Annotated in this window: 18 protein-coding genes; 8 read left to right on the forward strand and 10 right to left on the reverse strand. The window is 47.6% G+C overall.

What is annotated here, in order from left to right; genetic code table 11:
- The first annotated feature begins 11 nt into the window (after positions 1–11).
- The 6 genes from H8K26_RS05485 (at position 12) to H8K26_RS05510 (ending at position 4,435) form a co-directional block, all read left to right on the forward strand.
- Positions 12–434, forward strand: coding sequence for a DUF2946 domain-containing protein (locus H8K26_RS05485; RefSeq protein WP_190477945.1), 423 nt, complete (start codon positions 12–14; stop codon positions 432–434).
- A gap of 180 nt (positions 435–614) precedes the next feature.
- Positions 615–890 (forward strand): cytochrome oxidase putative small subunit CydP, encoded by a 276-nt coding sequence (cydP, locus tag H8K26_RS05490; protein WP_190477947.1) that lies wholly within the window; start codon positions 615–617, stop codon positions 888–890.
- On the forward strand, positions 887–2,506 hold the full coding sequence (locus H8K26_RS05495) for a cytochrome ubiquinol oxidase subunit I (RefSeq protein WP_190477949.1): 1,620 nt from the start codon (positions 887–889) through the stop codon (positions 2,504–2,506). Before cydP ends, H8K26_RS05495 begins: the two co-directional genes overlap by 4 nt.
- A gap of 1 nt (position 2,507) precedes the next feature.
- Positions 2,508–3,644 carry a cytochrome d ubiquinol oxidase subunit II gene (gene cydB, locus H8K26_RS05500; RefSeq protein WP_190477951.1) on the forward strand — a complete coding sequence of 379 codons (1,137 nt, stop codon included), beginning with the start codon at positions 2,508–2,510 and terminating at the stop codon, positions 3,642–3,644.
- 22 nt (positions 3,645–3,666) lie between these two features.
- A complete protein-coding gene (gene cydX / locus H8K26_RS05505; RefSeq protein ID WP_186885418.1) occupies positions 3,667–3,780 on the forward strand; it encodes a cytochrome bd-I oxidase subunit CydX in 114 nt (37 codons plus the stop codon).
- 40 nt (positions 3,781–3,820) lie between these two features.
- Entirely contained in the window at positions 3,821–4,435 is a 615-nt protein-coding gene (locus tag H8K26_RS05510) for a Crp/Fnr family transcriptional regulator (protein ID WP_190477953.1), read from the forward strand.
- A gap of 152 nt (positions 4,436–4,587) precedes the next feature.
- On the opposite strand, the gene H8K26_RS05515 is transcribed toward H8K26_RS05510, so the two are convergent.
- From H8K26_RS05515 to H8K26_RS05535, 5 genes are all read right to left on the reverse strand, one after another.
- Entirely contained in the window at positions 4,588–6,594 is a 2,007-nt protein-coding gene (locus H8K26_RS05515; RefSeq protein WP_190477955.1) for a putative bifunctional diguanylate cyclase/phosphodiesterase, read from the reverse strand.
- Between the two features lie 206 nt (positions 6,595–6,800).
- Positions 6,801–8,132, reverse strand: a complete 1,332-nt coding sequence (locus H8K26_RS05520; RefSeq protein WP_190477956.1) for a sigma-54-dependent transcriptional regulator — start codon at positions 8,130–8,132, stop codon at positions 6,801–6,803.
- Positions 8,125–10,005: a sensor histidine kinase gene (locus H8K26_RS05525; RefSeq protein ID WP_190477958.1), complete on the reverse strand. Its 1,881-nt coding sequence runs from the start codon at positions 10,003–10,005 to the stop codon at positions 8,125–8,127. The genes H8K26_RS05520 and H8K26_RS05525 overlap by 8 nt, the downstream gene beginning before the upstream one ends.
- A gap of 295 nt (positions 10,006–10,300) precedes the next feature.
- On the reverse strand, positions 10,301–11,605 hold the full coding sequence (locus tag H8K26_RS05530) for a dicarboxylate/amino acid:cation symporter (RefSeq protein ID WP_186885413.1): 1,305 nt from the start codon (positions 11,603–11,605) through the stop codon (positions 10,301–10,303).
- A 580-nt stretch (positions 11,606–12,185) separates the two neighbouring features.
- Entirely contained in the window at positions 12,186–12,446 is a 261-nt protein-coding gene (locus H8K26_RS05535; protein WP_190477960.1) for a hypothetical protein, read from the reverse strand.
- 256 nt (positions 12,447–12,702) lie between these two features.
- On the opposite strand from H8K26_RS05535, the gene H8K26_RS05540 reads away from it, so the two are divergent.
- Positions 12,703–12,888: a hypothetical protein gene (locus H8K26_RS05540; protein ID WP_317889251.1), complete on the forward strand. Its 186-nt coding sequence runs from the start codon at positions 12,703–12,705 to the stop codon at positions 12,886–12,888.
- A gap of 437 nt (positions 12,889–13,325) precedes the next feature.
- Positions 13,326–14,834, forward strand: a complete 1,509-nt coding sequence (locus H8K26_RS05545; protein ID WP_190477963.1) for a tyrosine-type recombinase/integrase — start codon at positions 13,326–13,328, stop codon at positions 14,832–14,834.
- 296 nt (positions 14,835–15,130) lie between these two features.
- Here the strand turns inward: H8K26_RS05545 and H8K26_RS05550 are convergent, their stop codons facing one another.
- The 5 genes from H8K26_RS05550 to H8K26_RS05570 form a co-directional block, all read right to left on the reverse strand.
- Positions 15,131–15,403: a type II toxin-antitoxin system TacA family antitoxin gene (locus H8K26_RS05550; protein ID WP_190477965.1), complete on the reverse strand. Its 273-nt coding sequence runs from the start codon at positions 15,401–15,403 to the stop codon at positions 15,131–15,133.
- A gap of 187 nt (positions 15,404–15,590) precedes the next feature.
- On the reverse strand, positions 15,591–15,965 hold the full coding sequence (locus tag H8K26_RS05555) for a hypothetical protein (RefSeq protein WP_190477966.1): 375 nt from the start codon (positions 15,963–15,965) through the stop codon (positions 15,591–15,593).
- A gap of 51 nt (positions 15,966–16,016) precedes the next feature.
- Positions 16,017–16,886 carry a GIY-YIG nuclease family protein gene (locus tag H8K26_RS05560; RefSeq protein ID WP_190477968.1) on the reverse strand — a complete coding sequence of 290 codons (870 nt, stop codon included), beginning with the start codon at positions 16,884–16,886 and terminating at the stop codon, positions 16,017–16,019.
- A gap of 363 nt (positions 16,887–17,249) precedes the next feature.
- Complete coding sequence (locus H8K26_RS05565) at positions 17,250–18,107, reverse strand: DUF3800 domain-containing protein (protein ID WP_190477970.1); 858 nt, start codon at positions 18,105–18,107, stop codon at positions 17,250–17,252.
- Positions 18,108–18,556: 449 nt separating this feature from the next.
- Positions 18,557–20,221 carry an AAA family ATPase gene (locus tag H8K26_RS05570; RefSeq protein ID WP_223826866.1) on the reverse strand — a complete coding sequence of 555 codons (1,665 nt, stop codon included), beginning with the start codon at positions 20,219–20,221 and terminating at the stop codon, positions 18,557–18,559.
- Positions 20,222–20,223: the final 2 nt, after the last annotated feature.

Consider the following 20,223-nt stretch of genomic DNA (forward strand, 5'->3'; position numbering starts at 1 on the left):
TTTCATTTTTTATGCGAAATCGTCGACGCAGTAAGGGTTTTAGCTGGATCGCCATTCTGGCGATTCTGTTGAATTCTCTGATGCCGTTGGCTTCGCAGGCCATCAGTCATTCATCGGCTAAAAGCAGTATTCAAGCGGGCGAATGGAAAGAAATTTGTGCATCGAATGGATTGAGCTGGGTTTTATTTTCCCCTGCCGGGGCCGTACTCGAAAAAACGAGCGTCAAGCCCGCCGATGTCTCTGATACCGCGCATTTCGAGCATTGTGCCTATTGTCTGACGAATGCGGCGACATTCGCTTTACCTCCTGTTCCTGAATTTACTTTCCCTGTCACGATCAGTGAAAGTCAGTTTTTCTCTTTTCAAACGCTGGCCGTCGCAAAAAAAATTGCGTGGCTGGTACCTTCCGTTCGCGCACCTCCCGCCGCCTTTTGATTCCAGATGACGTTCTGTTTCACGATATCGGTTTTCTGATGTTGTGGAGCACTACCGTCATCTTCAGAAAGAAGTAATGCCACCAGACTGTCATGACGCGCCTGTCATCAATATTGGCTCTCGTCGTGATTGCGGCTGGTAGCTTACTTCCGATTTTTATCTCATTTCCGGAGACAGGCTATGTCTTTGCAAAATACAGCAGGAGTATCAAAGACTGATACTCCTGTGACACCGCATCGTCCGTTGCAATTCAAATTAAAGCGGGAAATTATTCTGGTGTTGCTGTTCAAGCTGGTACTGCTTTTTTCAATTAAAGCTGCTTTTTTTCCACAACGTTTGCCAGCAGATGCAGCGGCGCACGGTATGGAGGAGCGCATGTTGCCAGCAACTAAAGATCAGCAAAGCAGAGCAGGCGATCTCAACGGAAATGAAACAGATGCAAAGGAAAAGCAATGATTTCAGAATCTTTGGTGGATTTGTCGCGGCTACAGTTCGCGGCGACCGCCTTATACCATTTTTTATTTGTTCCCCTGACACTGGGTTTGTCTCTGTTACTGGCCATTATGGAGACCGTCTATGTGATGACGGGAAAAACAATTTATCGTGACATGACCAAATTCTGGGGAAAATTATTCGGCATTAATTTCGCGCTTGGTGTGACCACCGGGTTGACAATGGAATTTCAATTCGGTACCAACTGGGCTTATTACTCGCATTACGTCGGTGATATTTTTGGTGCGCCGTTGGCGATAGAAGGCTTGCTGGCTTTTTTTCTGGAATCCACTTTCGTCGGACTGTTCTTTTTTGGATGGGACAGACTGAGTAAGGTCGGCCATCTCAGTGTCACTTACCTGACTGCGATCGGATCAAATTTGTCTGCATTACTGATATTGATTGCGAATGGCTGGATGCAGAATCCTGTCGGTGCCGAGTTTAATCCTGTGACCCTGCGCATGGAATTAAGCAGTTTCACCGACGTGATTTTTAATCCTGTAGCACAAGCAAAATTTGTGCACACCATCAGCGCCGGTTATGTCACAGGTTCGATCTTTGTTTTGTCCGTCAGCAGTTGGTATCTGCTTAAGAAGAGAGACACCGCATTTGCATTGCGTTCATTTCGCATTGCTGCTGCCTTTGGATTGGCATCGGTTTTATCGGTCATTGTGCTGGGCGATGAGTCTGGTTACACCGCTGCTGAAACCCAGGAAACAAAAATGGCGGCGATGGAAGGTATGTGGAAAACGGAAGAGGCTCCAGCGGGCCTGACGCTGTTTGGTATTCCTGATGAAGTAAATAAAACGAATCATGCAGAGATACGCATACCTTATGTTCTGGGGCTGATCGGCACTCGCAGCGTCGACAAGGTCATTCCCGGTATTGATGCCTTGGAGGTGAAGATTGCGAGTCGCATAGAGCGTGGCATCGTCGCTGTTACCGCGTTGGAGGCTTTGCGCAAAGATCCCAAAAATGCTGAAAAGCTGGCTTACTTTAAAGCAGTACAGGCAGATCTGGGTTATGGCTTACTGTTAAAAAAATATATCTCTGACGTACGTCTGGCAACGCCAGAAATGAAAGCCCAAGCCTTGCGCGATGCTTTCCCTAAAGTGACGCCTATGTTCTGGACTTTCCGCATCATGGTTGCTGTTGCTTTTGCCATGCTGGCGCTGATTGCGGTGGCGTTCTGGTCGGCGGCACGGAATCGCATAGAGTCTCGTCCATGGTTGTTGAAATGGGCCGTATGGAGTGTGCCGCTGCCGTGGATTGCCTGCGAAATGGGATGGTTTGTTGCTGAGTACGGGCGCCAGCCATGGACAGTGCAGGGGATGTTGCCGACGCATTTATCGACATCGGCATTAAGCGGAAACGATGTGCTGTTTTCACTTGGCGGCTTCTTGCTGTTCTATACCCTGCTGCTGATCGCCGAGGTGTATCTGATGCTGAAATACGTGCGCCTTGGTCCTTCAAGTCTGGGTACCGGGAAATATGCTCTGGAATCAACCAATGCTAACGCTGGCGCTAATGGTGTGAATGCGCCCGTCTATGCGGCCGCTTTGTCTTCAAAAGAGGTGTGACATGCTTGACTACACATTACTGAAATTAATCTGGTGGTTGCTGGTGTGCGTACTGTTGATCGGCTTTGCCATTATGGATGGGCATGACATGGGTGTCGGCACACTGCTGCCGTTCATCGGTCGCAATGATGATGAACGTCGTGTCATTATCAATACGGTCGGACCACATTGGGATGGTAATCAGGTCTGGTTTATTACTGCTGGCGGCGCGATCTTTGCCGCATGGCCACTAGTCTATGCAACAGCATTTTCCGGGTTTTATTTTGCCCTGATGGCCGTATTGTGGGCCATGTTTTTCCGTCCGGTTGGTTTCGACTATCGTAGCAAAGTAGCCGATCCGCGCTGGCGTACGGCCTGGGATTGGGGCTTGTTTGTAGGTGGCGCAGTGCCTTCGCTGGTATTTGGGGTGGCGATAGGAAATGTCATTAAAGGTGTTCCATTTCACTTTGAAGACAATATGCTCCCTGTTTATACCGGCAGTTTCTGGGCATTGTTTACGCCATTCACATTACTGTGCGGCGTTGCCAGTCTGACGCTGCTGGTATTTCACGGCGCGAACTATCTGCAATTACGCACTGAACAACAGATTGCGCAGCGCGCCCGTCGCGTCAGTATGGTCAGCGCCTTAGTGCTTGCATTGGTATTGACGGTGGCGGGTGTCATGGTTTCCGGGATGGAAGGTTACCGGATCACCTCAGACATACTCGTTGGTGAAGGCATTTCACCGTTGACAAAATCGGTGTTGCATCAGACAGGCGCATGGTGGATTAACTATGAACGTTATCCGCTGATCTTTTTGCTGGTCGGCCTTGCCTATACGGGAATTGCACTTGGATTGATCGCAACGCTGGCACGCCGTGGCGGTATCGCTTTTATCGGCAGTGGTATTGCTTGTGCCGGCATTATTCTGATGGCAGGCTCCGCGATTTTCCCATTTGTGCTGCCATCCAGTTCACATCCTGATCACAGTCTGACGGTTTGGGATTGCGTCTCCAGTCAGCGTACGCTGAACATTATGTTTTGGGTTGCACTGGTGATGACGCCAATCGTCGTCGGCTACACCAGCTGGGCTTACCGCGTCATGCGTGGAAAAGTCACGGTTGCCAATATTCAGGCGAATAGCAAGTCGCTGTATTAAGCGCACTCAGAAAGGAATCATTATGTGGTATTTCAGTTGGATGTTGGGAACGTCGATGGCGGTATTGCTGGCAGTCGTTAATGCTTTGTGGTTCGAGGCGCAAAGTGTCAGGGATCACGAAGATGACGATAAATAATTCGAACAAATACATCATTTGTTAATTTTACGGAGATCTTATGCAATCCAGCGTAATGAAAAGATCTGAGCGGTATTTGCTGCCGCGTCAGGTCTTAACAATGAATGAGTTAAGCGCCTTGTGGCGTATAGAATCTGGGACGGTACGTATCAATAGTGTGGATGAGTCAGACGAAAGCAAAATCAATTTTGTGCGTTTGGCGTTACCCGGCGATTTGCTGGGTGTCGAGTGTTTTTCAGGGTTGAGTGAAACATTGCAAGTCCGGGCAATTACGCCGGTAAAATTGCAGCCGGTCGATGTCGCTGATGATAAGGCAATGACGGCCTTACTGATGAAAACGATTGCTACCAACCATATTCGCTGCCGTCAGGTTGTCAGTCTGAGAACCGGTACGGTGGACGAACGTGTCAAACGCTTGCTGCAGATGCTGAAGCCAGATGCCAATCAGGTATTCAGCGAATTTGCCGCAGATGCGTTGCCCAGTTTGGGGAATATGGCGGAGATTGTGCATTCAACCCGCGAAACAGTCTGCCGGGTTCTGACGAGCTTACGCGGGGCGAATTCTCTGAAGAATGAGAATCGCAAGCAAATGAAACGAACCGAACCCGCGCGTCGTCTTCGTCGTATGGCGGGAGAGGCAGCACTTTCGCATTAAGAGTTATTTATGTCGCTGCAAAGCCTGATCTGTAAAGATCAGGCTTTTTTATTTGATGTTTTTTAAAAGCGTAGATTTAAAAAGCAGGAAGAGCTTAAGGCGATAGTGAGGCTTCACGTAGTCCATGAAATGGAACCGTGGCGGTTCGATCACTATGCGTTGTTTGTCAGCTTGGGCACGCTAGTCTCTGTCAATGACAGTGTTGCTATTTCTGTCGGTTTTCCGAAGAAATAGCCTTGTAATTCGTCAACCCCAAGTAGCATTAATTTTTCACGTTGCTGGGCGGACTCTACACCTTCCGCTATCACTTTCAATCCAAATTTTTTGGCAATCAGCAGCGCTCCTTCAACAACCGCCAGAGATTTTTCATCTGCCGACATGACGAAGCTCTTATCGATTTTGATGGCATCGATCGGGAACTCGTGCAAACGTGACAGCGACGAATAGCCAGTGCCAAAATCATCGAGGTGTATTTCTACTCCCATCTCATGCAAAGCAAGCAGGCTGATCAGGGCCTGCTGCATATTCTGTTCATCGAAAACACTTTCGGTAACCTCAATCACCAGACGATCGGCACCAAGCCCTGTATTTTTCAGGATAGCTTGTACCTCATTGGCAAACGATGTTTGTATTAACTGCCGGATCGACGTGTTCACTGCGACTTTTGGGGCAATGCGATCATCGTTTTTGTCTTGCCAGGCTTTGGCTGCAGAACATGCTTGCTGGAGTACCCATTTACCGATGTTGATAATATGATCGGACTCCTCGGCCAGAGGAATAAACTCGTCGGGAGAAACGGGGCCGATTTCAGCACACGTCCAGCGAAGTAAAGCCTCCAACGCAACAACTTCTGTTGATTTTGCCGCGACAATAGGTTGAAAAAGCAGTTTCAAAGAACCGTCTTTGTGCGCATTTGCCAGTGCAATCGATAGCGCCAGCCGGCGCCTCTGAATATCTGCCAGTACCTCAGAATAAAATACAATCCTGCCACGACCTAAACGTTTGGCTTCTGACGCAGCCATATCTGCGCAACTCACCGCATCAGCAATATCGGTCAGTTTTTCGCTGCGTTTTTCAAAGATGCCGATACTGGCTCCAATATGTAATTGGCGACCATTGATCTGGTAAGGTTGCGACAACATTACCTGCAGATAGTGGCAAGCAGGATGTACGTCTTTTGCAGAGAACGTTTCGCATATAAAGTGCACTGCAAATTCGTCTCCACCCCAGCGACAAACTGAGTGATGGCAGGCGCCACATTCGGCTGCCAGCTCATCCACCAATTCTTTCAGGCGACGTGCTACGGCTTGTAACAACAGATCACCCCAGTCATGGCCTAATCCGTCGTTAATATGTTTAAAGCGGTCAAGGTCAATGAACAGAAATAACTGGTGATGTATTACTGGCTTAGGCTGATAAGATTGCTCCGCTAATCCACGTCGGTTCAACAGGGATGTCAACAGATCGTGATTTGCCAGGTATTGCAATTCCTTGGTTCTGTCTTCAACGGTTTGTTCCAGTTCTGAATTAATGTTGCTGATTTCTGTATTTTTGACGGATAGCTGAGAGATCAGATCTTCGTTGCTTCTTGCCAGATGCAAGGAGCGCTCGAGTAGCCTGAAATTATTCTGATGGCTGCTCATCATGACCCACGCAAAAATAAATCCCAGTATTGCAAGAACGGACAAGCTCGGATCGTCCATCAACAACATTCGCAAGGATGCCGGGATAATCAGCAGCGCGATATAAATTTTGCCTGTGATTTTTAACGATGCCAGCGTGCCGGTCGCGCCTCCTGCAAGGGCGGAAATAATAATCAGTATGGCGAATTTATCTTTTGCCTGAAATTCAGGAATGCCTATCCAGGCAACGATCATCCAGTTGATAGCAGCACTTAAAATTGACAAGTGAAGCAGGACTATCTGATGCCTTGGTATGGCTTGCGCTGAGTGCTGTTTGATGGAGTGGCAGCAATACACATAAATACCATACCGCACAGCGGAAACACCCAGAGAAATGACAACCCAGAGCCAGAACCAGTGCGAGTGCGTATGGCCGACAATTAAAGTGGCACCGAGAATCGCCGCGGTGTTAACAACCAGACCTCGTGGGTGATTACGCAGAGTTTCATGCCATATCTGAGTCCTGTGCTGCAACATAGTCTTCCATTACACGGTCGGGTAATCTTCCATGATATTAAAAGGCCTTCGCTTGCACTGTTACTTTTTGTTAATGCTTAACGGTGTTTGACAATTAGCGGGGCGGTCAGACGGGGCTGTCAAGACGTAATTTGAAAGGCCTTAGTAAATGTGAGTGGCCGGATCAGCAGGCGTCGCCTTTGCTTAACTGCCTTTATTCACTGCCTTTAATTTCCATCCAGTCCGTATTTTTTTATCTTGTCGTGCAGTGTTGTTTTTGCGACGCCCAGTGCTTCTGCCGTGCGCGCTAGGCTGCGGTGGCGGTGCAGGGCATCGGCGATCAGCGCTCGTTCGAACGCATCGACGGTCTCGGCTAATGATATTGCGCCGTCTGTTTGTGGCTGGCCAAAAGGTGGTGAGCCGCTCTCTATCCCGAGAACGCAGCGGTCAGCAACGTTCCGAAGTTCGCGGATGTTTCCCGGCCAGCCGTAACCGACTAATTGGCGAATGCGGTTGGCTGTTGTCTCCGGCACCGCGCGTTGATGGCGTGCGGCACCCAGCAGCAGGAAATGTTCGAAAAGTAGCGGTATATCTTCACGTCGCTCGCGTAGTGGTGGCAGATCCAGCGTGGCGACGCTAAGTCGGTAATACAGATCGTTACGGAAAGCGCCAGTGGCGGCCAGTTCGACTAAGTCTGTTTTGGTCGCGGCAATGACGCGGCAGTCAATTGCAATCGGTGTGTTCGAACCCAGACGTTCCAGGGTGCGTTCCTGCAGTACGCGAAGCAATTTGATTTGCATGGCGAGCGGCATGCTCTCGATTTCATCAAGGAACAGCGTGCCGCCGCTGGCGTGTTCAATTTTACCGATGCGTTTTTTTGCAGCACCGGTATAAGCGCCAGCTTCGTGGCCGAAAATTTCGCTGTCAAATAAGGTTTCCGGCAGCCCGCCACAGTTGATGGCGACGAAGTTACCGTGTCGGCGCGAGCTGGCTTCATGCAGGCAACGGGCGACGAGTTCTTTGCCAGTCCCGGTTTCACCGTGAATCAGCACATCTGCTGCGCTGTCGGCGAGGCGGGCGACCATGTCGCGGATTTTTTGCATTGATGGCGCGCGGCCTATCATTTTTCCTTCGAGCAGGTCGCGTTGGTCGAGTTGACGACGCAGATCGCGCACTTCCAGTACAAGGCGACGTTTTTCCAGCGCCCGGCGCACGACCTCGACCAGATATTCCGGAGCGAAAGGTTTCTGGATGAAATCGTGTGCGCCATCTTTCATTGCTTGCACGGCCATTAAGATGTCACCATGTCCGGTGATCAGAACTACTGGCAGTTCCGGGTCAATGTTGAGCGTCTCACGCAGGAAGCTCATGCCATCCATTTTAGGTAGCCGGATGTCGCTGACGACGATACCGCGAAAGTCACGACCCAGCCGGCGGCGTGCCTGCTCGGCGCTGCTGACACATTCGACGGCAATTCCTTCGAGTTGCAACGCTTGTTCGCAACCAAGTGCGACGTCAGGGTCATCCTCGATGATCAGTACTTTCAGAACTTCACTCATGTTGCCCAGCCTTGTGTATGAGAGGGATTTCTAATGTGAACAGAGCACCGCCTTCGGGATGGTTGGTACCAGTCAGGGTGCCACCGAAATCGCGAATAATGTCGGCAGAAATCGTCAAACCAAGCCCCAGTCCGCCACCGGCCTGTTTCGTGGTGAAAAACGCTTCGAACAAATGGCTCAGAGCCGTGTCGTCCAGCCCTGGTCCGTGGTCGCGCACCGTCAGGCGTGCTTGTTGGCCGATTGATTCACAGCCAAGCTCAATAACGGGCGCGGGTTGACCTTCCATGGCATCAAGTGCGTTACCGATCAGATTGATTAATACTTGCTCCAGTCGGTTAACATCGCACAGCGCGACTGGTTCGGGCAGTGGGCAGTAACGGCGAACCTCGGCATTGGCATGAATCAAGCGCTGCTCTAGCAGTGCCAACGAATTGTCCAGGGCGTTACATAGTGGAACCGCCTGTAACTGACCGCTGGACTTGCGGGCAAAGGTACGCAGTTGGCCGGTAATCAACCCCATGCGATCCGTCAGTTGGGCAATTCTTTCGAGATTAGTGCGAACAGTATTGAAATCGCCGCGATCCAGGAAGCGCACGCCATTGCCTGAGAGTGTGCGCAGGGCAGCCAGTGGTTGATTGAGTTCATGCGCGATGCCGGTCGATAGCTGACCGATTACCGCCAGCTTGCCAGCCTGCACCAGTTCATCCTGTGCGGCACGCAATGTGCGTTCGGCGCGTATGCGTTCCGTAATTTCGTCCTGTAACTGGAGATTGGTTGCGGACAGGTCAGCAGTGCGTTCATTTACCTTGCGCTCCAGCTCGTCATGCGCTTGTTGCAGCGCTTCGCGGGCAGCCAGCCTATCCTTCAGATGACGACGTCGTTCATTGGCCATCAGACCAAACATAAAGAGCAGTGCGGTGACGACAACCGCAACGGCGGCACGGCTCTGTGCAATATCATCAACCTGTTTCAGGTGCGAAAGTACGGTCAGCGTCCATGGTGTACCAGGCAATGGTCGTGATTGCGCCAGAAAACGACCAGCTACTGGATAGACCGAGGCGATCTCAGGGCTATCCTTCGCAATGCTGACCAGTCTTGCGCCGTGATCGAGTTCGCGCAACTCTTTCAAGCCCAACGGTTTCAGGGCGCGCCGGTTGTATTGCTGCGTCTGATCGAAGGCTGTGCGGGTCTTTTCTTCCAATGGACGCAGAGTCGTGAATTTCCAGTTGGCGACCGAACCGAGGATGACGACGCCATTTTCATCACTGACCATGGCAGGGGTTTCGACGGTAGTCCATGATTTTTCAAGTTGTTCCAGGCTGACTTTGATGACGGCAACGCCCAGCGTCTCGTTATCGTCGGTCAGCTTCGAGGCCAGGTAATAGCCGGGCTCGCCGCGGGTTGTCCCGATACCAAAGAAGCGCCCATGACCGCTCTCCATCGCCTCACGAAAATACGGGCGAAACGCAAGCTCTTCGCCGACGAAACTGTCAGCACGACGCCAATTGCTGGAGGCAACGACATGCCCGTTGGTATCGATTAAATAGATAGAAAGCGTGCCTGCACGCTCGTTGAGTTGCTCAAGGTAAGCGTTGACCTGTGGCTCCAGCTTACCCGACTTGTCATGGTTACTCTTTTCCAGCAAGGCCAGAACGTCACGTTCCAGACCCAGCGTGCCGGGAAGAAATGCGTATTTACCGATTTCACGTTCCAGGCTGGCACTGTACAGATCAAGGCGATGCAAACCCGTGGTTTGCAGGTCGGCCAGACCTAGTTGCTGGGCAATGCGGTATGCGCCAAATCCACTCATTACCATCAGGATGACGAGCGATATCAGAAGCAACAGGTAGCGTAGGGGACGATGACTGGACATGGTGGCGGGGTGGTTCGGCGGCCTATTATAGAGGAATTTGCGACCACGATTGACAAACAGGCGGCACTCGCTGGTCGTTGTTGGTTCTTTGATTAGCTCTATGGCGGAAACTAAAAAACGGAGCCATTTTTCCTGATGCCGGCCAGCCTGATGAGGGTATTGCAGTCGAAACGAACGCAAGAAAGAGGTGTAACTTTTCGTCGTTCACTCCCTGAAATCAGGTATTACAGGAGTGATAGGGTGTCGCTCTCTGGTTCAGTCCAAAGGCCGTACTGAACCAGAGAGCAGGTAAAAATCAGGATGCTTTAGTCATCACCAGATCATCTGCGATAGGTAATGCTTCGTCTGCTTCAGCCAGGGAATTATCGACATTGTCTATCGCATTTTCCCACTTGGCGACGACGGCGGTGGCAATTGCGTTGCCAAGCACATTGGTGGCAGTGCGTCCCATATCAAGGAAGTGATCAATGCCGAGAACCAGCAGCAAACCCGCCTCCGGCAGGTTAAACATCGGCAATACTGCGGCGACTACAACCAGCGAGGCACGCGGTACACCGGCGATGCCCTTGCTGGAGATCATCAGTACCAATAGCATGGCGATCTGCGTGGTGATACTCAGTTCGATACCGTAAGCCTGGGCGACAAACAGCGCTGCGAAGGTGGTATAAATCATTGAACCGTCAAGGTTAAACGAGTAACCGAGCGGCAGTACAAAACCAGTGATGCGGTCGCGGATGCCGAATTTTTCAAGTTGCTCCATCAGTTTTGGATAAGCCGATTCGCTGCTGGCGGTAGAAAAACCCAACAGCATCGGGCTGCGAATCAGTTTGATCAAACGGAAAACTTCCTTACCCAGTACAAAGTAACCAGCCAGAATCAGCACCAGCCAAAGAGCACCCAGCGTGACATAGAAACTGATCAGCAGCTTTCCGAAAACCATCAACATGCCCAGACCTTGCGTTGTGATAATGCCAGCAACAGCACCAAAGACGCCGACGGGCGCAAAGCGCATCACGTAATCGGTGACCTTGAGCATGACATGGCCAACTTCTTCCAGTGTTTTGACCAGACTGCGGGCGGATTGATTATGAATATGACCGAGCGCCACACCGAAGAAAACCGCAAAGACGAGGATTTGCAGAATTTCGTTCGCAGCCATTGCCTCGAAAATATTTTTCGGGAAAACATGCGTGATGAAATCCTTCAGATTCAGCGCACTGGTTTTTAAACCAACAGAACTGCCGACCTCCGGTAAAGGAATGCCGAGATTCAGACCGGGATGCAATAAATTTGCGAAGACGAGACCCAGCGCCAGCGAACACAGCGATGCGCCGACGAACCAGCCCAACGCTTTGGCACCGATGCGGCCAACTGCATTCGAGTCACCCATGCCAGCCAGACCTGACACCAGAGTGGCGAAAATCAGCGGGGCAATGATCATCTTGATCAGGCGCAGAAAAATATCGGTCAGTATGCTGAAGTAAGAGGCTATTTCCTTGGCTTGAGCCGGGCTTGTAGCGAGAGTGTTGCATGCATAGCCGACAATGATGCCGAATACCATGGCAACCATGATCAGCGTCGTTAATTTGTTCAATTTCATAATGGCTTCCTATTGTTTTGACGTGAAGTGGACTTCAGACGGTCATATTCGGGATCATTGGTGGCGCGATCAGCACTTCGGGGCGATGAATTTCAGCATGTTGCCCACGGCTGATTATTTTGCGTTTGAGCACGATTTCTCCATTACGACGGACATCGACGACAGTGATGTCGCGTTTTGCCAGTGTATGTGGCCGATGTTGTCGCTGTTGATAAGGGTTTTGCTGTTACCGGACTGGCCGTGCTCCATGTGAGTTCTTACTGCACTCATGGGTTTGTCTCCGTTATTTATTTGTTGGCCGCGCGAGTGCGAGGCTGGTGTTTCTATCGCACAGATCATGCCACTACTAAATAATCTATAAGCTGTTGATTGTTATAGATGATTTTCAGATGTGAGTGCGTGTGAAGATCGGTTTTCCGGAAAATGATTGGTGTTGATATTCGGATTTCCGAACGAATTTCGCATGAAGAAGGATAGAGGTGTTTGCGGTCGGCTCATCTTCCCGCATGAGGTCATGATAAATAAACACTCAAGCAGTGAAGTAATGTGCGACTACATTCATTGAACTCTCGAATGATGCTCACGCTGTGTGCTGTACATACCAGCTGTGACGAGCTCCAGATCGGTTGATCTGCGACGAATGCGCCATCTGCATCAGGCGTGGCGCACTGTGTACTGCGAATCCTGGTAAACAGATAGGTGCTTTTCTTGTTGTACGTTTTTTAACTGAGACATTTTGTCTCAAGGTATGAAAATTGTTTTGAAGTAGTATGCCTGCGTGCGTGCAGTAATGCTGCGCTTGCATGGCAGTCGTTAAGGTTTTCTCTTTTTCATCTTTCATCTGCATTCGTTTCTATTCGGCACTATTCGGCCTATCACTGCGCTTTAGACGCCCCGTGTTATCGATAAATCGAATGACAATTCAAACTGAATGCCTGATGAAATGGGCAAGCAAAAAGTGTAACGGCTAACGCAGCGTTTTAAGGTCGCGCCTTTTACGATAAATACTGTTAAGTAATAGCCTGGAAATACGCAAAATGATGGATTGGACCCCAATAGTCTTAGTGATATTTAAACTTCTCGTGCTTGGCACAGGCATGTTTTTCGCCATCAAATGGCATTACGATCAAGGGCAGAAGCAGAAAGACAGTGCAGCGGAGATGCGCGCAGTGCTGCGCACGGGCGGCAAGGTGGTCGTAGTTTTCATGCTGTTGCTGCTGGGCTTGGGGCTGATTACCTTCGTCCTTAGCCGCCTGATCGGCTTGGACATGACATTCCCATGATGCAAAGAATCGCTGGCCGTTATTGATTGATGTGCCAGCGTCTTCCTTATGAGGTTATTGAACTAACGGAAGCCTTGGCTAACTTCATTTCGTCGGAAAAAGAAGAAAAATCTGTTTGTGTACATTCCTCAGAAAGAAAAAAGGCCAATCGCATGATTGGCCTAAGTCCTTGATTTTATTGGTCGGGACGGTGTGATTCGAACACACTACCCCGTGCACCCCATGCACTTAATTCAGTGTCCAATAAGATCCAATAAAATTCAACGTTATTAAAATTACTGTTTTAATTCAAAGAGTTATGTGAATTTATTGTCCAGTGACGTCCAATGCTGTAAACTGCAATCCACGGATTTTTTCTTACCAAGTTCTTACCAAGTTCTTACCAAATAAATGCCTCATCGCTGGGCAGCAAATGGTAAGAATTTTCTAGGGTTGATATGCCAGCATTAACAACAACAAAAATCGAGAAATATAAACCTACCAAAAACACCGAGGTGCTTAGTGATGGCAATGGGCTTTCCGTTCGCTTTAGGAAAAGTCAGTCAGGAGTCGTTTCCATGAACTGGTTGTACACCTACCGTGTTGGCACACAGTCAAATTACATTACGATCGGCGAATACAATGAATTCCTGAGTGACGTTGACGCAAAGATCTTTGAGATGCCGCCTGCCACAAAATTATCCCTGGCAAATGCGCGTTTAATAGCATTGTTTTTTAAGTCTTTGCGGGATAGGGGTTTAGATCCCAAAGAATACATCCAAACTGAAAAAGATAGACTTCCAATCGAGCGACAACGATTAATCGATGAAGAACTGGCTCAGCAAAAGGAAGCAGAACAGAAGGCTAAGGAGCTTTTGCGTCAAAATTTGACGGTCAAAGATATGTTTGATGCATGGATAGTTGATGGTGTCAGGCGCAAGGATGGAAACGAAGTTCTTCATAGGACCTTCAATAAAGATATTTTCCCCCTAATCGGTCATATTCCTATCAAAGACATCACTGAGCATGAGTTGCGGTCTGTTTTGCGCCAAATGGTTGCACGAGGAGTGAATAGAACAGCCGTGCTCATGCGCAACTCGCTGGCGCAGATGTTTTCCTGGGCAGAAAAGCGCCAGCCGTGGCGTAAACTGCTCGCAGAGGGAAATCCTATGGACTTGATCGAAATTAAATATATTGTTAGTCCAGATTATGATATGGACAACCTGCGGAACAGGCGCTTATCAGAAAGCGAGATCTTTGAGCTAAGCAATATCTTCAAGGAGAAGCAGTCGGCATTTGATAACGCCCCAAACAGACGTAGCTGCGAACGTCCAATTAGTATCGCTTTGCAATGTGCTATTTGGATACAACTTTCGACTATTTGTCGTAGTGGAGAGATGTTGATGGCGCGATGGGAGCACGTCGATTTCGAAAAGGGAGAGTGGTACATCCCCCGAGAAAACGTCAAAGACAATGTTAATGAGATGATGGTTTATCTCTCCCCATTTGCCTTGAATCAGTTCAGATTGCTATTTGAGGAGACAGGTGATACGGAATGGTGTTTCCCAGCAAGGCATAAGCATAACGAGCACGTGTGTATTAAGTCTATGGCGAAACAAGTAGGGGACAGGCAATCAATGTTCAAAAAGGGCAATGATGGTGAGCCAAGAAAGCCGATGAAGAATCGACGCCATGATAACTCGTTTGTACTGGGAGGCGGCAAGGACGGCGCATGGACCCCGCACGACCTCAGACGAACCGGCTCCTCAATGATGCAGGCCTTAGGTATCCCAAATGATGTAATTAATAAATGCCAAAACCATGTTTTTGCTGGAATGAGTAAAGTTGATCGACATTACCTGCTTCACGCATTTAAAAATGAGAAGAAGAGTGCTTGGGCTGAATTAGGTGCGAAACTAGTTACTATTTTCAATAACGAATTCAATGCATCTACAATCGAGGACTGAACACTTTGCTATATTTTGTCTTTCCTGATTTAAAATTTGCAATGATTCAGTCCTCCCTTCCTCAGGCTATCTCCAATTGAAAATGTTTGCCACAAGGTCTTTATAGACAGAATCATTTATTGCTGGGTAATGTTGAAGCTTGACGCTGGTGGTAATCCTGCTTTGGAGTACCGATGCACCAAACCTAATGCCTTGTGCACCGAGTTGATTACCATCTTTAGAAAATGGCTTCGCCGTACGCAAATCCATCCAAAAGGTAGGTGGTCGCTACTGGCTGAGGTGCGTCGCTTGCAAACTCATGCCTTGACTTTGCTCCAAGGAGCCGTCACGGCCATGAGGCGTTCAAGCCCGGGATTGTTGCTGGGCGGGGCGTTGAGCATTGCATTGAACTGTTGGAGCTTGTCGGTATTCGGGCTGAAAAAAACCTGATCAAGCACCACTGCCTGTGCTCTGTCGCAGGCGGTTTCGAGCATGAAGTCTGAGCGATTCTTGCCCAGCAGCGTTGCAGCGTGATCAATTAAGTCCCGCTGCTCGTGTAAAACCCGTAGATTGATGGCGACATCGCGCATGGTTTTTTCCTTTGGTTGCATACACAACAGATACACGAATCATAGTCGCCTGTGTAGCCGTTATCAATACAACGGGCAGCAGTGCCGCTTAAATGTTGGCCATCGAAAAATGGGTGCGAATGAGTGTGTTTTTGGCTGCTTGGTACGACCGGGGGGGGGCAGAAGAATTCTCGGAGCGCTCGTTTAACTAAGGATGTATTTTTATTGAGAAGGGGTTACCTCTGACACCAGCACCCTCGATCGGTTCACATAGCTGCAACTTTTCAAAAATACGAAATAGAATGGTGCAGTTGCACGAATGTCCCGCAGGCCTTGCTGAGGAATCAAAGATCGCAGGTCTGAATATTTTCAAATCGCTTGAAGTTAGCTGCATTCCCCGAAACTGTTCATAGGCAGCAAATAAGTCAATCAACTTGACTGACATTGTAGATTTTCCACGTTGATATGTAATCTTGAAATCCTTATTTGCTACGATAAGCGAAGTACCGCCACCGGGATTTTTCACAAGCGTACCAACGGGAAATGCATTTATCACCCGTGTCATAAAATCTTCAAAGTTCATTTTTTTAGTCCTGTGTTTGCCCCATGTGATGACGGATAGCTTTGTTCTTCTTTAAAGTCCCGCTTGTCGGGTCTGGATTTCTTTGAGCGAACGACCAGTTTCATCTTTCCACTCAGTCCGACCATTCGCGCTACGCCCCAAGACAATCGCTGCAGCGGTAGATGGGCTAGAAAAGCTGTAGTCCTGCTGAAACACATAGCTCTCACCCACGCGCTGCAATACTTCATTGCTTATCAAATCTTGTCGCAAATCGACGATGCCATGCATTTGTTCTCGCATCGATTGTGTTAAGTCTGCACTCGCCTGAGAATTAGCCTTCACCACAAAGCCTTGATTCGATTCATAGCCTTGGGCTTTTAAGCCTTTGCCGCTGCAGTGTAAAAGAGTGGCGTTCACTTGGTTGGTATCGTTTGCGCGTGTTAATTCAAATGCCGATACGCCCAAGACTGGCAACATGCTGAGCATGTGATCGAGAAACACCAACATGTCGGCACGGTCGGCTTCGGATAGTGTGGGCTCGTTTTCTGATTTGATGTTTTCCAAAGGCATGCGCTTGGCTTCTTTGGCGCGTTGGATTAATTGCGACTCCAGAAACTGCACATGCGCCTTATTTAGTTGCCCAGAGCCAGCGACAAAAAATACAGCGCGCGTCCAAAAATCTTTTTTGCTGAAATGATTCTCCAGTCTTGGTCTGACTGGATCGCCTTCACCGATATAAATCATCTCGCCATCGCCATCAGGACGCGGACCAAGCAAAAGATAGACGCCCGTCTGCGCAAACTCTTCGCGTTGTTTTATCGTTGGTAGTAAAGGGCGAGGAAAGACAATGGCTTTGCCTATCCAATTGCTGCGTTCGACGACGCGTAGGCCGTCGGGGTCGCCTGTGGCCACGAAGATTTTTAGGGAAAATGGTTGGGACATGTAAGAGTCTGTGGGCTAAACGAAAGGGCGCTAATGGATGTGATGTTGATGCAAAAATTTGTTCCTATATTTAAAAATACAATAAAGGAAACATAATGACATTTGTGATTAAATAAGAATAGCTAATAATTTCAAAGACTTATGTGAAACTCTCGTAAAATTTTACGTTGTTGATTAATTAAAGCTAGGCCTAGATTGGTACCTGATTGGCATCTTTTTGCCTGAATTGTGTTCGTTGTAACAGCGATACTTTTAATAATTTTACTTGTGATTTAACGCTTCTTTGCTATAATTTGGTTCAAGTGGACTGGGGGTTCCCGGTCGGCGTCTAAGCCTCGGTGAGTTTCATCGGGGCTTTTCGCTTTATGGCTGTGGGTAAATTTTCAAGCCCCAGTTTTCAAATCCTTCACCGACTTTCTCTCTCCCGCCATCACAATAGAATTTTTTCTTCAGCACATCGAATGCCCGATTTTCTTGCTCGGGTCGAAGGAAGCGCATGCCGATCGGTCGAGCGACTAAGTCAGCGAGCTGCAATCCAGTCGAGTTCACTTTTTTATCAGCAAATATGATGTTGAACGGGAGCGGAATGTTCAGGCGATTCTCGCCGTCGCAAGTGCGGCGAAATTCTAATTCGAGTTCATTGTCTTCTTTCTTTCCGCGACACTCCACTACGACGTGCGTGGTAGCGTCATCCTGATTCTTTTCATGTAAAAATTCATAAAGAGTTTCAAGACAAAATCCAAGTGCAAGGTGATATGGATTTGTCTCCTGTCCGACTTTATTCTTTAATTCCGTTTTGTCGATGACGCAGCTAATCAAAATAAAATTACTGGCATCAATGATGCTCGTCAACTCATTCAAGAACGCATGTTTGTGCGCACGACTTTGGAAAAAATTGAAGTTGCCTTTTTCTTTTCTTATTTCGTTTTCATGCAGGACAATGAGATCATGGCCGAAATGATTAAACTTAAATTTCTCTAAAGCGGGCACGACAGTTTCACAATAATAGCGTTTGTGGAAGATGCAAAATGCCAACACAAAAACCGGATAGTTCTCATCTAAAGTTTGCATGCCGTGGTCACCGCTCTCATCGACATACACCACGTAATTGCTGAATTTGCCGACTGGCGGCACCGCTAAATCCGCCTGTGCGTTTGTGGGATCTATGTTCTCGAACAAAGAGAATTGTTTTGGTTGGGAGTTTGTAGTTTCTGTTGACATGTTTGTTCTTCAGTTGGCTGTCTTTAACTATCTATTTCAAAATTATTGCGATGCTGACCCCAATCGTGCGCAAGTGACTGCATCAATGAACCCTTTATTTAGTTAAAATTGAACGGTTGATTCCTATTTTATCGCCACATATCCCAGTTTTCGACTTCAGCCGGATGTTCGTGATGCGAGATTTCGGTTGTCCGTGTTTTGAGCAACCATTATGCTGTGGTAGTTTCTTTTTTACACTTTGCTAAAATGAAATCGAATAACGGTCTAAATATCTCAAAAGATTTGGCGTCAATTTTTGGAACTATATCGTTGGCAAACTTAACTTTGTCACCTGCGAAATCTATCACTTCACCACCACCCGGCATTGCACGTTTTTTATACCATTGACCAAGCCAATCTTCGCGATAAAAAAGTAGTTCGATAGAAAGATACGAATCACAGCCTTTTCCTCAAGGTTGCCCGATGTCGTTTAATACTTGTTTCTTTATCGCTGGCGATGCGGGCACAGGCAGTAACATTGCATAGTGAAATTTGTATTGGAGTTGTTTGGCGAGGCCATTCTGCGGAACAGATTCCTCTAACTTGCCCTTAGTATGAGACTTTAAGCCGTTCCAATCGTCGTACGCCTCATCAAAATCAAATAGTGCAAACATAAGTCGGTTAGGAAAGTTATTCTTGAGTTCTTCTCTGGAGAAAAGATTACGAAGAAAAATTCGATCAAACGCATTTTGCACATCGAATGGCCTATCCTGATTTGGATGCAACTTACTCCATGCAGTTTCTAAAATTACCTCATCGGTAATGCCTTCTGTAAATAGAACTGGAAGAGTAGTGTTCTTTAAAACGTGATTAATATTTAATCTTGCTTCGCCTTCAGTGAAGGCAATTAATCCAGCCGAGAGCGATTTAATAATTTCTGATTTTTTAACCCTATTGATGACGACTTTGCCATCTTCAAATTCAAATAGGCTAATTGTGTTTTCGTCTGCTGTCGCTATAGTAGAAGCGCTATGGGTGCTCATTAAGATATGGTTCGTTTCTGCCGCAGTTTCGCTAATTTCGAATATCTGTTCCAAAAACGTAAATTGCCATTCAGGATGCAAGAATGAGTCGGGCTCATCTAAGAGCGTTATGCAATGACGATCCTTAAATAGCTCAGTAATCGCATAAATATAGATTGATTGAAACTGACCATCACTGAAATGTTCGAGTGTGACAGGCTGATCACTTTGGAGTGTCACGCCAACGCTCATGTCGTTAAGCATGCCAAGCGTCTTCAAGTTATCGAATTGTCGAAATTGTGTACAAATATCGACGTCTGAAAAGGTTCTTTGAAATAGTGCAATGTTGATAGGTATCGAATAAGTATCGTTAGCACTGTTATACACGTCATTGTGATTGAATCCAATTTTTACACAAGTGATTAGCTTATCTAGGAACTCGCGGGTGATACCATCAGATCCCCAATAGTGAGAGCGCGTATCAAAAGTCTCTATAGACTCAAATCTAAGTTCTTTTAGTCGACTATTAGCAAACTTTGGGCGCGATAATTTCAGAATTACATCGTCTGAAGTCGACTTGATGTTGAGTCTTTGGTAAACGTATTTTGTAGCGCTATTAGTAGTTGGCTGCATTAATAAGCTACATAATAAAAGTGATTTGTATTCTGCGCCAATTCCGATAAAGCGACGGCTTTCAGAGATACTTGCACCTTTTATGCGTAAACGAAAACGCTCTTCGTAATCGCGAACGAGTTGCTTTATCGTGTCGTTGTGACCTGAGTAATAAATCAATACGTTTTCTGGTAAGGGAACGGTGCTAAACGATTTTTGTCCTTTTTTGCTACCGTTTAGAAAAAAGAGATTATTCTTCCATTCAATTTTTACGATTTGGCGATCTATTTCGTAGCTTATCGAATAATTGAAAATTTCGATTGCGGTACCTTTACCATGCTCGTAAATGTGGCGAAAAATCTCGATTAATGCTTCCAAAACGTTTGATTTTCCACTGCCATTTTTTCCTACAAAAATATCAATTAGATTTTCTTCTTTGAAAGCAAGCGTGAAGTTATTTAGATTTTTATATTGAGAAATAAATACTGATTTTATCTGCATAT

Origin of the sequence: Cognatundibacterium aquatile (genome assembly GCF_014699135.1) — a bacterium.
Lineage (GTDB): Bacteria > Pseudomonadota > Gammaproteobacteria > Burkholderiales > Burkholderiaceae_D > Undibacterium > Undibacterium aquatile.

What these genes read in the sequence shown, in the direction of transcription:
- H8K26_RS05510 (WP_190477953.1), top strand. Translation starts at nt 3,821, where the DNA reads ATGCAATCCAGCGTAATGAAAAGATCTGAGCGGTATTTGCTGCCGCGT.
- H8K26_RS05560 (WP_190477968.1), bottom strand. Translation starts at nt 16,886, where the DNA reads ATGTCCCAACCATTTTCCCTAAAAATCTTCGTGGCCACAGGCGACCCC.
- H8K26_RS05525 (WP_190477958.1), bottom strand. Translation starts at nt 10,005, where the DNA reads ATGTCCAGTCATCGTCCCCTACGCTACCTGTTGCTTCTGATATCGCTC.
- H8K26_RS05540 (WP_317889251.1), top strand. Translation starts at nt 12,703, where the DNA reads ATGTTTTTCGCCATCAAATGGCATTACGATCAAGGGCAGAAGCAGAAA.
- H8K26_RS05550 (WP_190477965.1), bottom strand. Translation starts at nt 15,403, where the DNA reads ATGCGCGATGTCGCCATCAATCTACGGGTTTTACACGAGCAGCGGGAC.
- H8K26_RS05520 (WP_190477956.1), bottom strand. Translation starts at nt 8,132, where the DNA reads ATGAGTGAAGTTCTGAAAGTACTGATCATCGAGGATGACCCTGACGTC.
- H8K26_RS05535 (WP_190477960.1), bottom strand. Translation starts at nt 12,446, where the DNA reads ATGAAAGATGAAAAAGAGAAAACCTTAACGACTGCCATGCAAGCGCAG.
- H8K26_RS05545 (WP_190477963.1), top strand. Translation starts at nt 13,326, where the DNA reads ATGCCAGCATTAACAACAACAAAAATCGAGAAATATAAACCTACCAAA.
- H8K26_RS05530 (WP_186885413.1), bottom strand. Translation starts at nt 11,605, where the DNA reads ATGAAATTGAACAAATTAACGACGCTGATCATGGTTGCCATGGTATTC.
- H8K26_RS05485 (WP_190477945.1), top strand. Translation starts at nt 12, where the DNA reads ATGCGAAATCGTCGACGCAGTAAGGGTTTTAGCTGGATCGCCATTCTG.
- H8K26_RS05515 (WP_190477955.1), bottom strand. Translation starts at nt 6,594, where the DNA reads ATGTTGCAGCACAGGACTCAGATATGGCATGAAACTCTGCGTAATCAC.
- cydB (WP_190477951.1), top strand. Translation starts at nt 2,508, where the DNA reads ATGCTTGACTACACATTACTGAAATTAATCTGGTGGTTGCTGGTGTGC.
- cydP (WP_190477947.1), top strand. Translation starts at nt 615, where the DNA reads ATGTCTTTGCAAAATACAGCAGGAGTATCAAAGACTGATACTCCTGTG.
- H8K26_RS05495 (WP_190477949.1), top strand. Translation starts at nt 887, where the DNA reads ATGATTTCAGAATCTTTGGTGGATTTGTCGCGGCTACAGTTCGCGGCG.
- H8K26_RS05565 (WP_190477970.1), bottom strand. Translation starts at nt 18,107, where the DNA reads ATGTCAACAGAAACTACAAACTCCCAACCAAAACAATTCTCTTTGTTC.
- H8K26_RS05555 (WP_190477966.1), bottom strand. Translation starts at nt 15,965, where the DNA reads ATGAACTTTGAAGATTTTATGACACGGGTGATAAATGCATTTCCCGTT.
- H8K26_RS05570 (WP_223826866.1), bottom strand. Translation starts at nt 20,221, where the DNA reads ATGCAGATAAAATCAGTATTTATTTCTCAATATAAAAATCTAAATAAC.
- cydX (WP_186885418.1), top strand. Translation starts at nt 3,667, where the DNA reads ATGTGGTATTTCAGTTGGATGTTGGGAACGTCGATGGCGGTATTGCTG.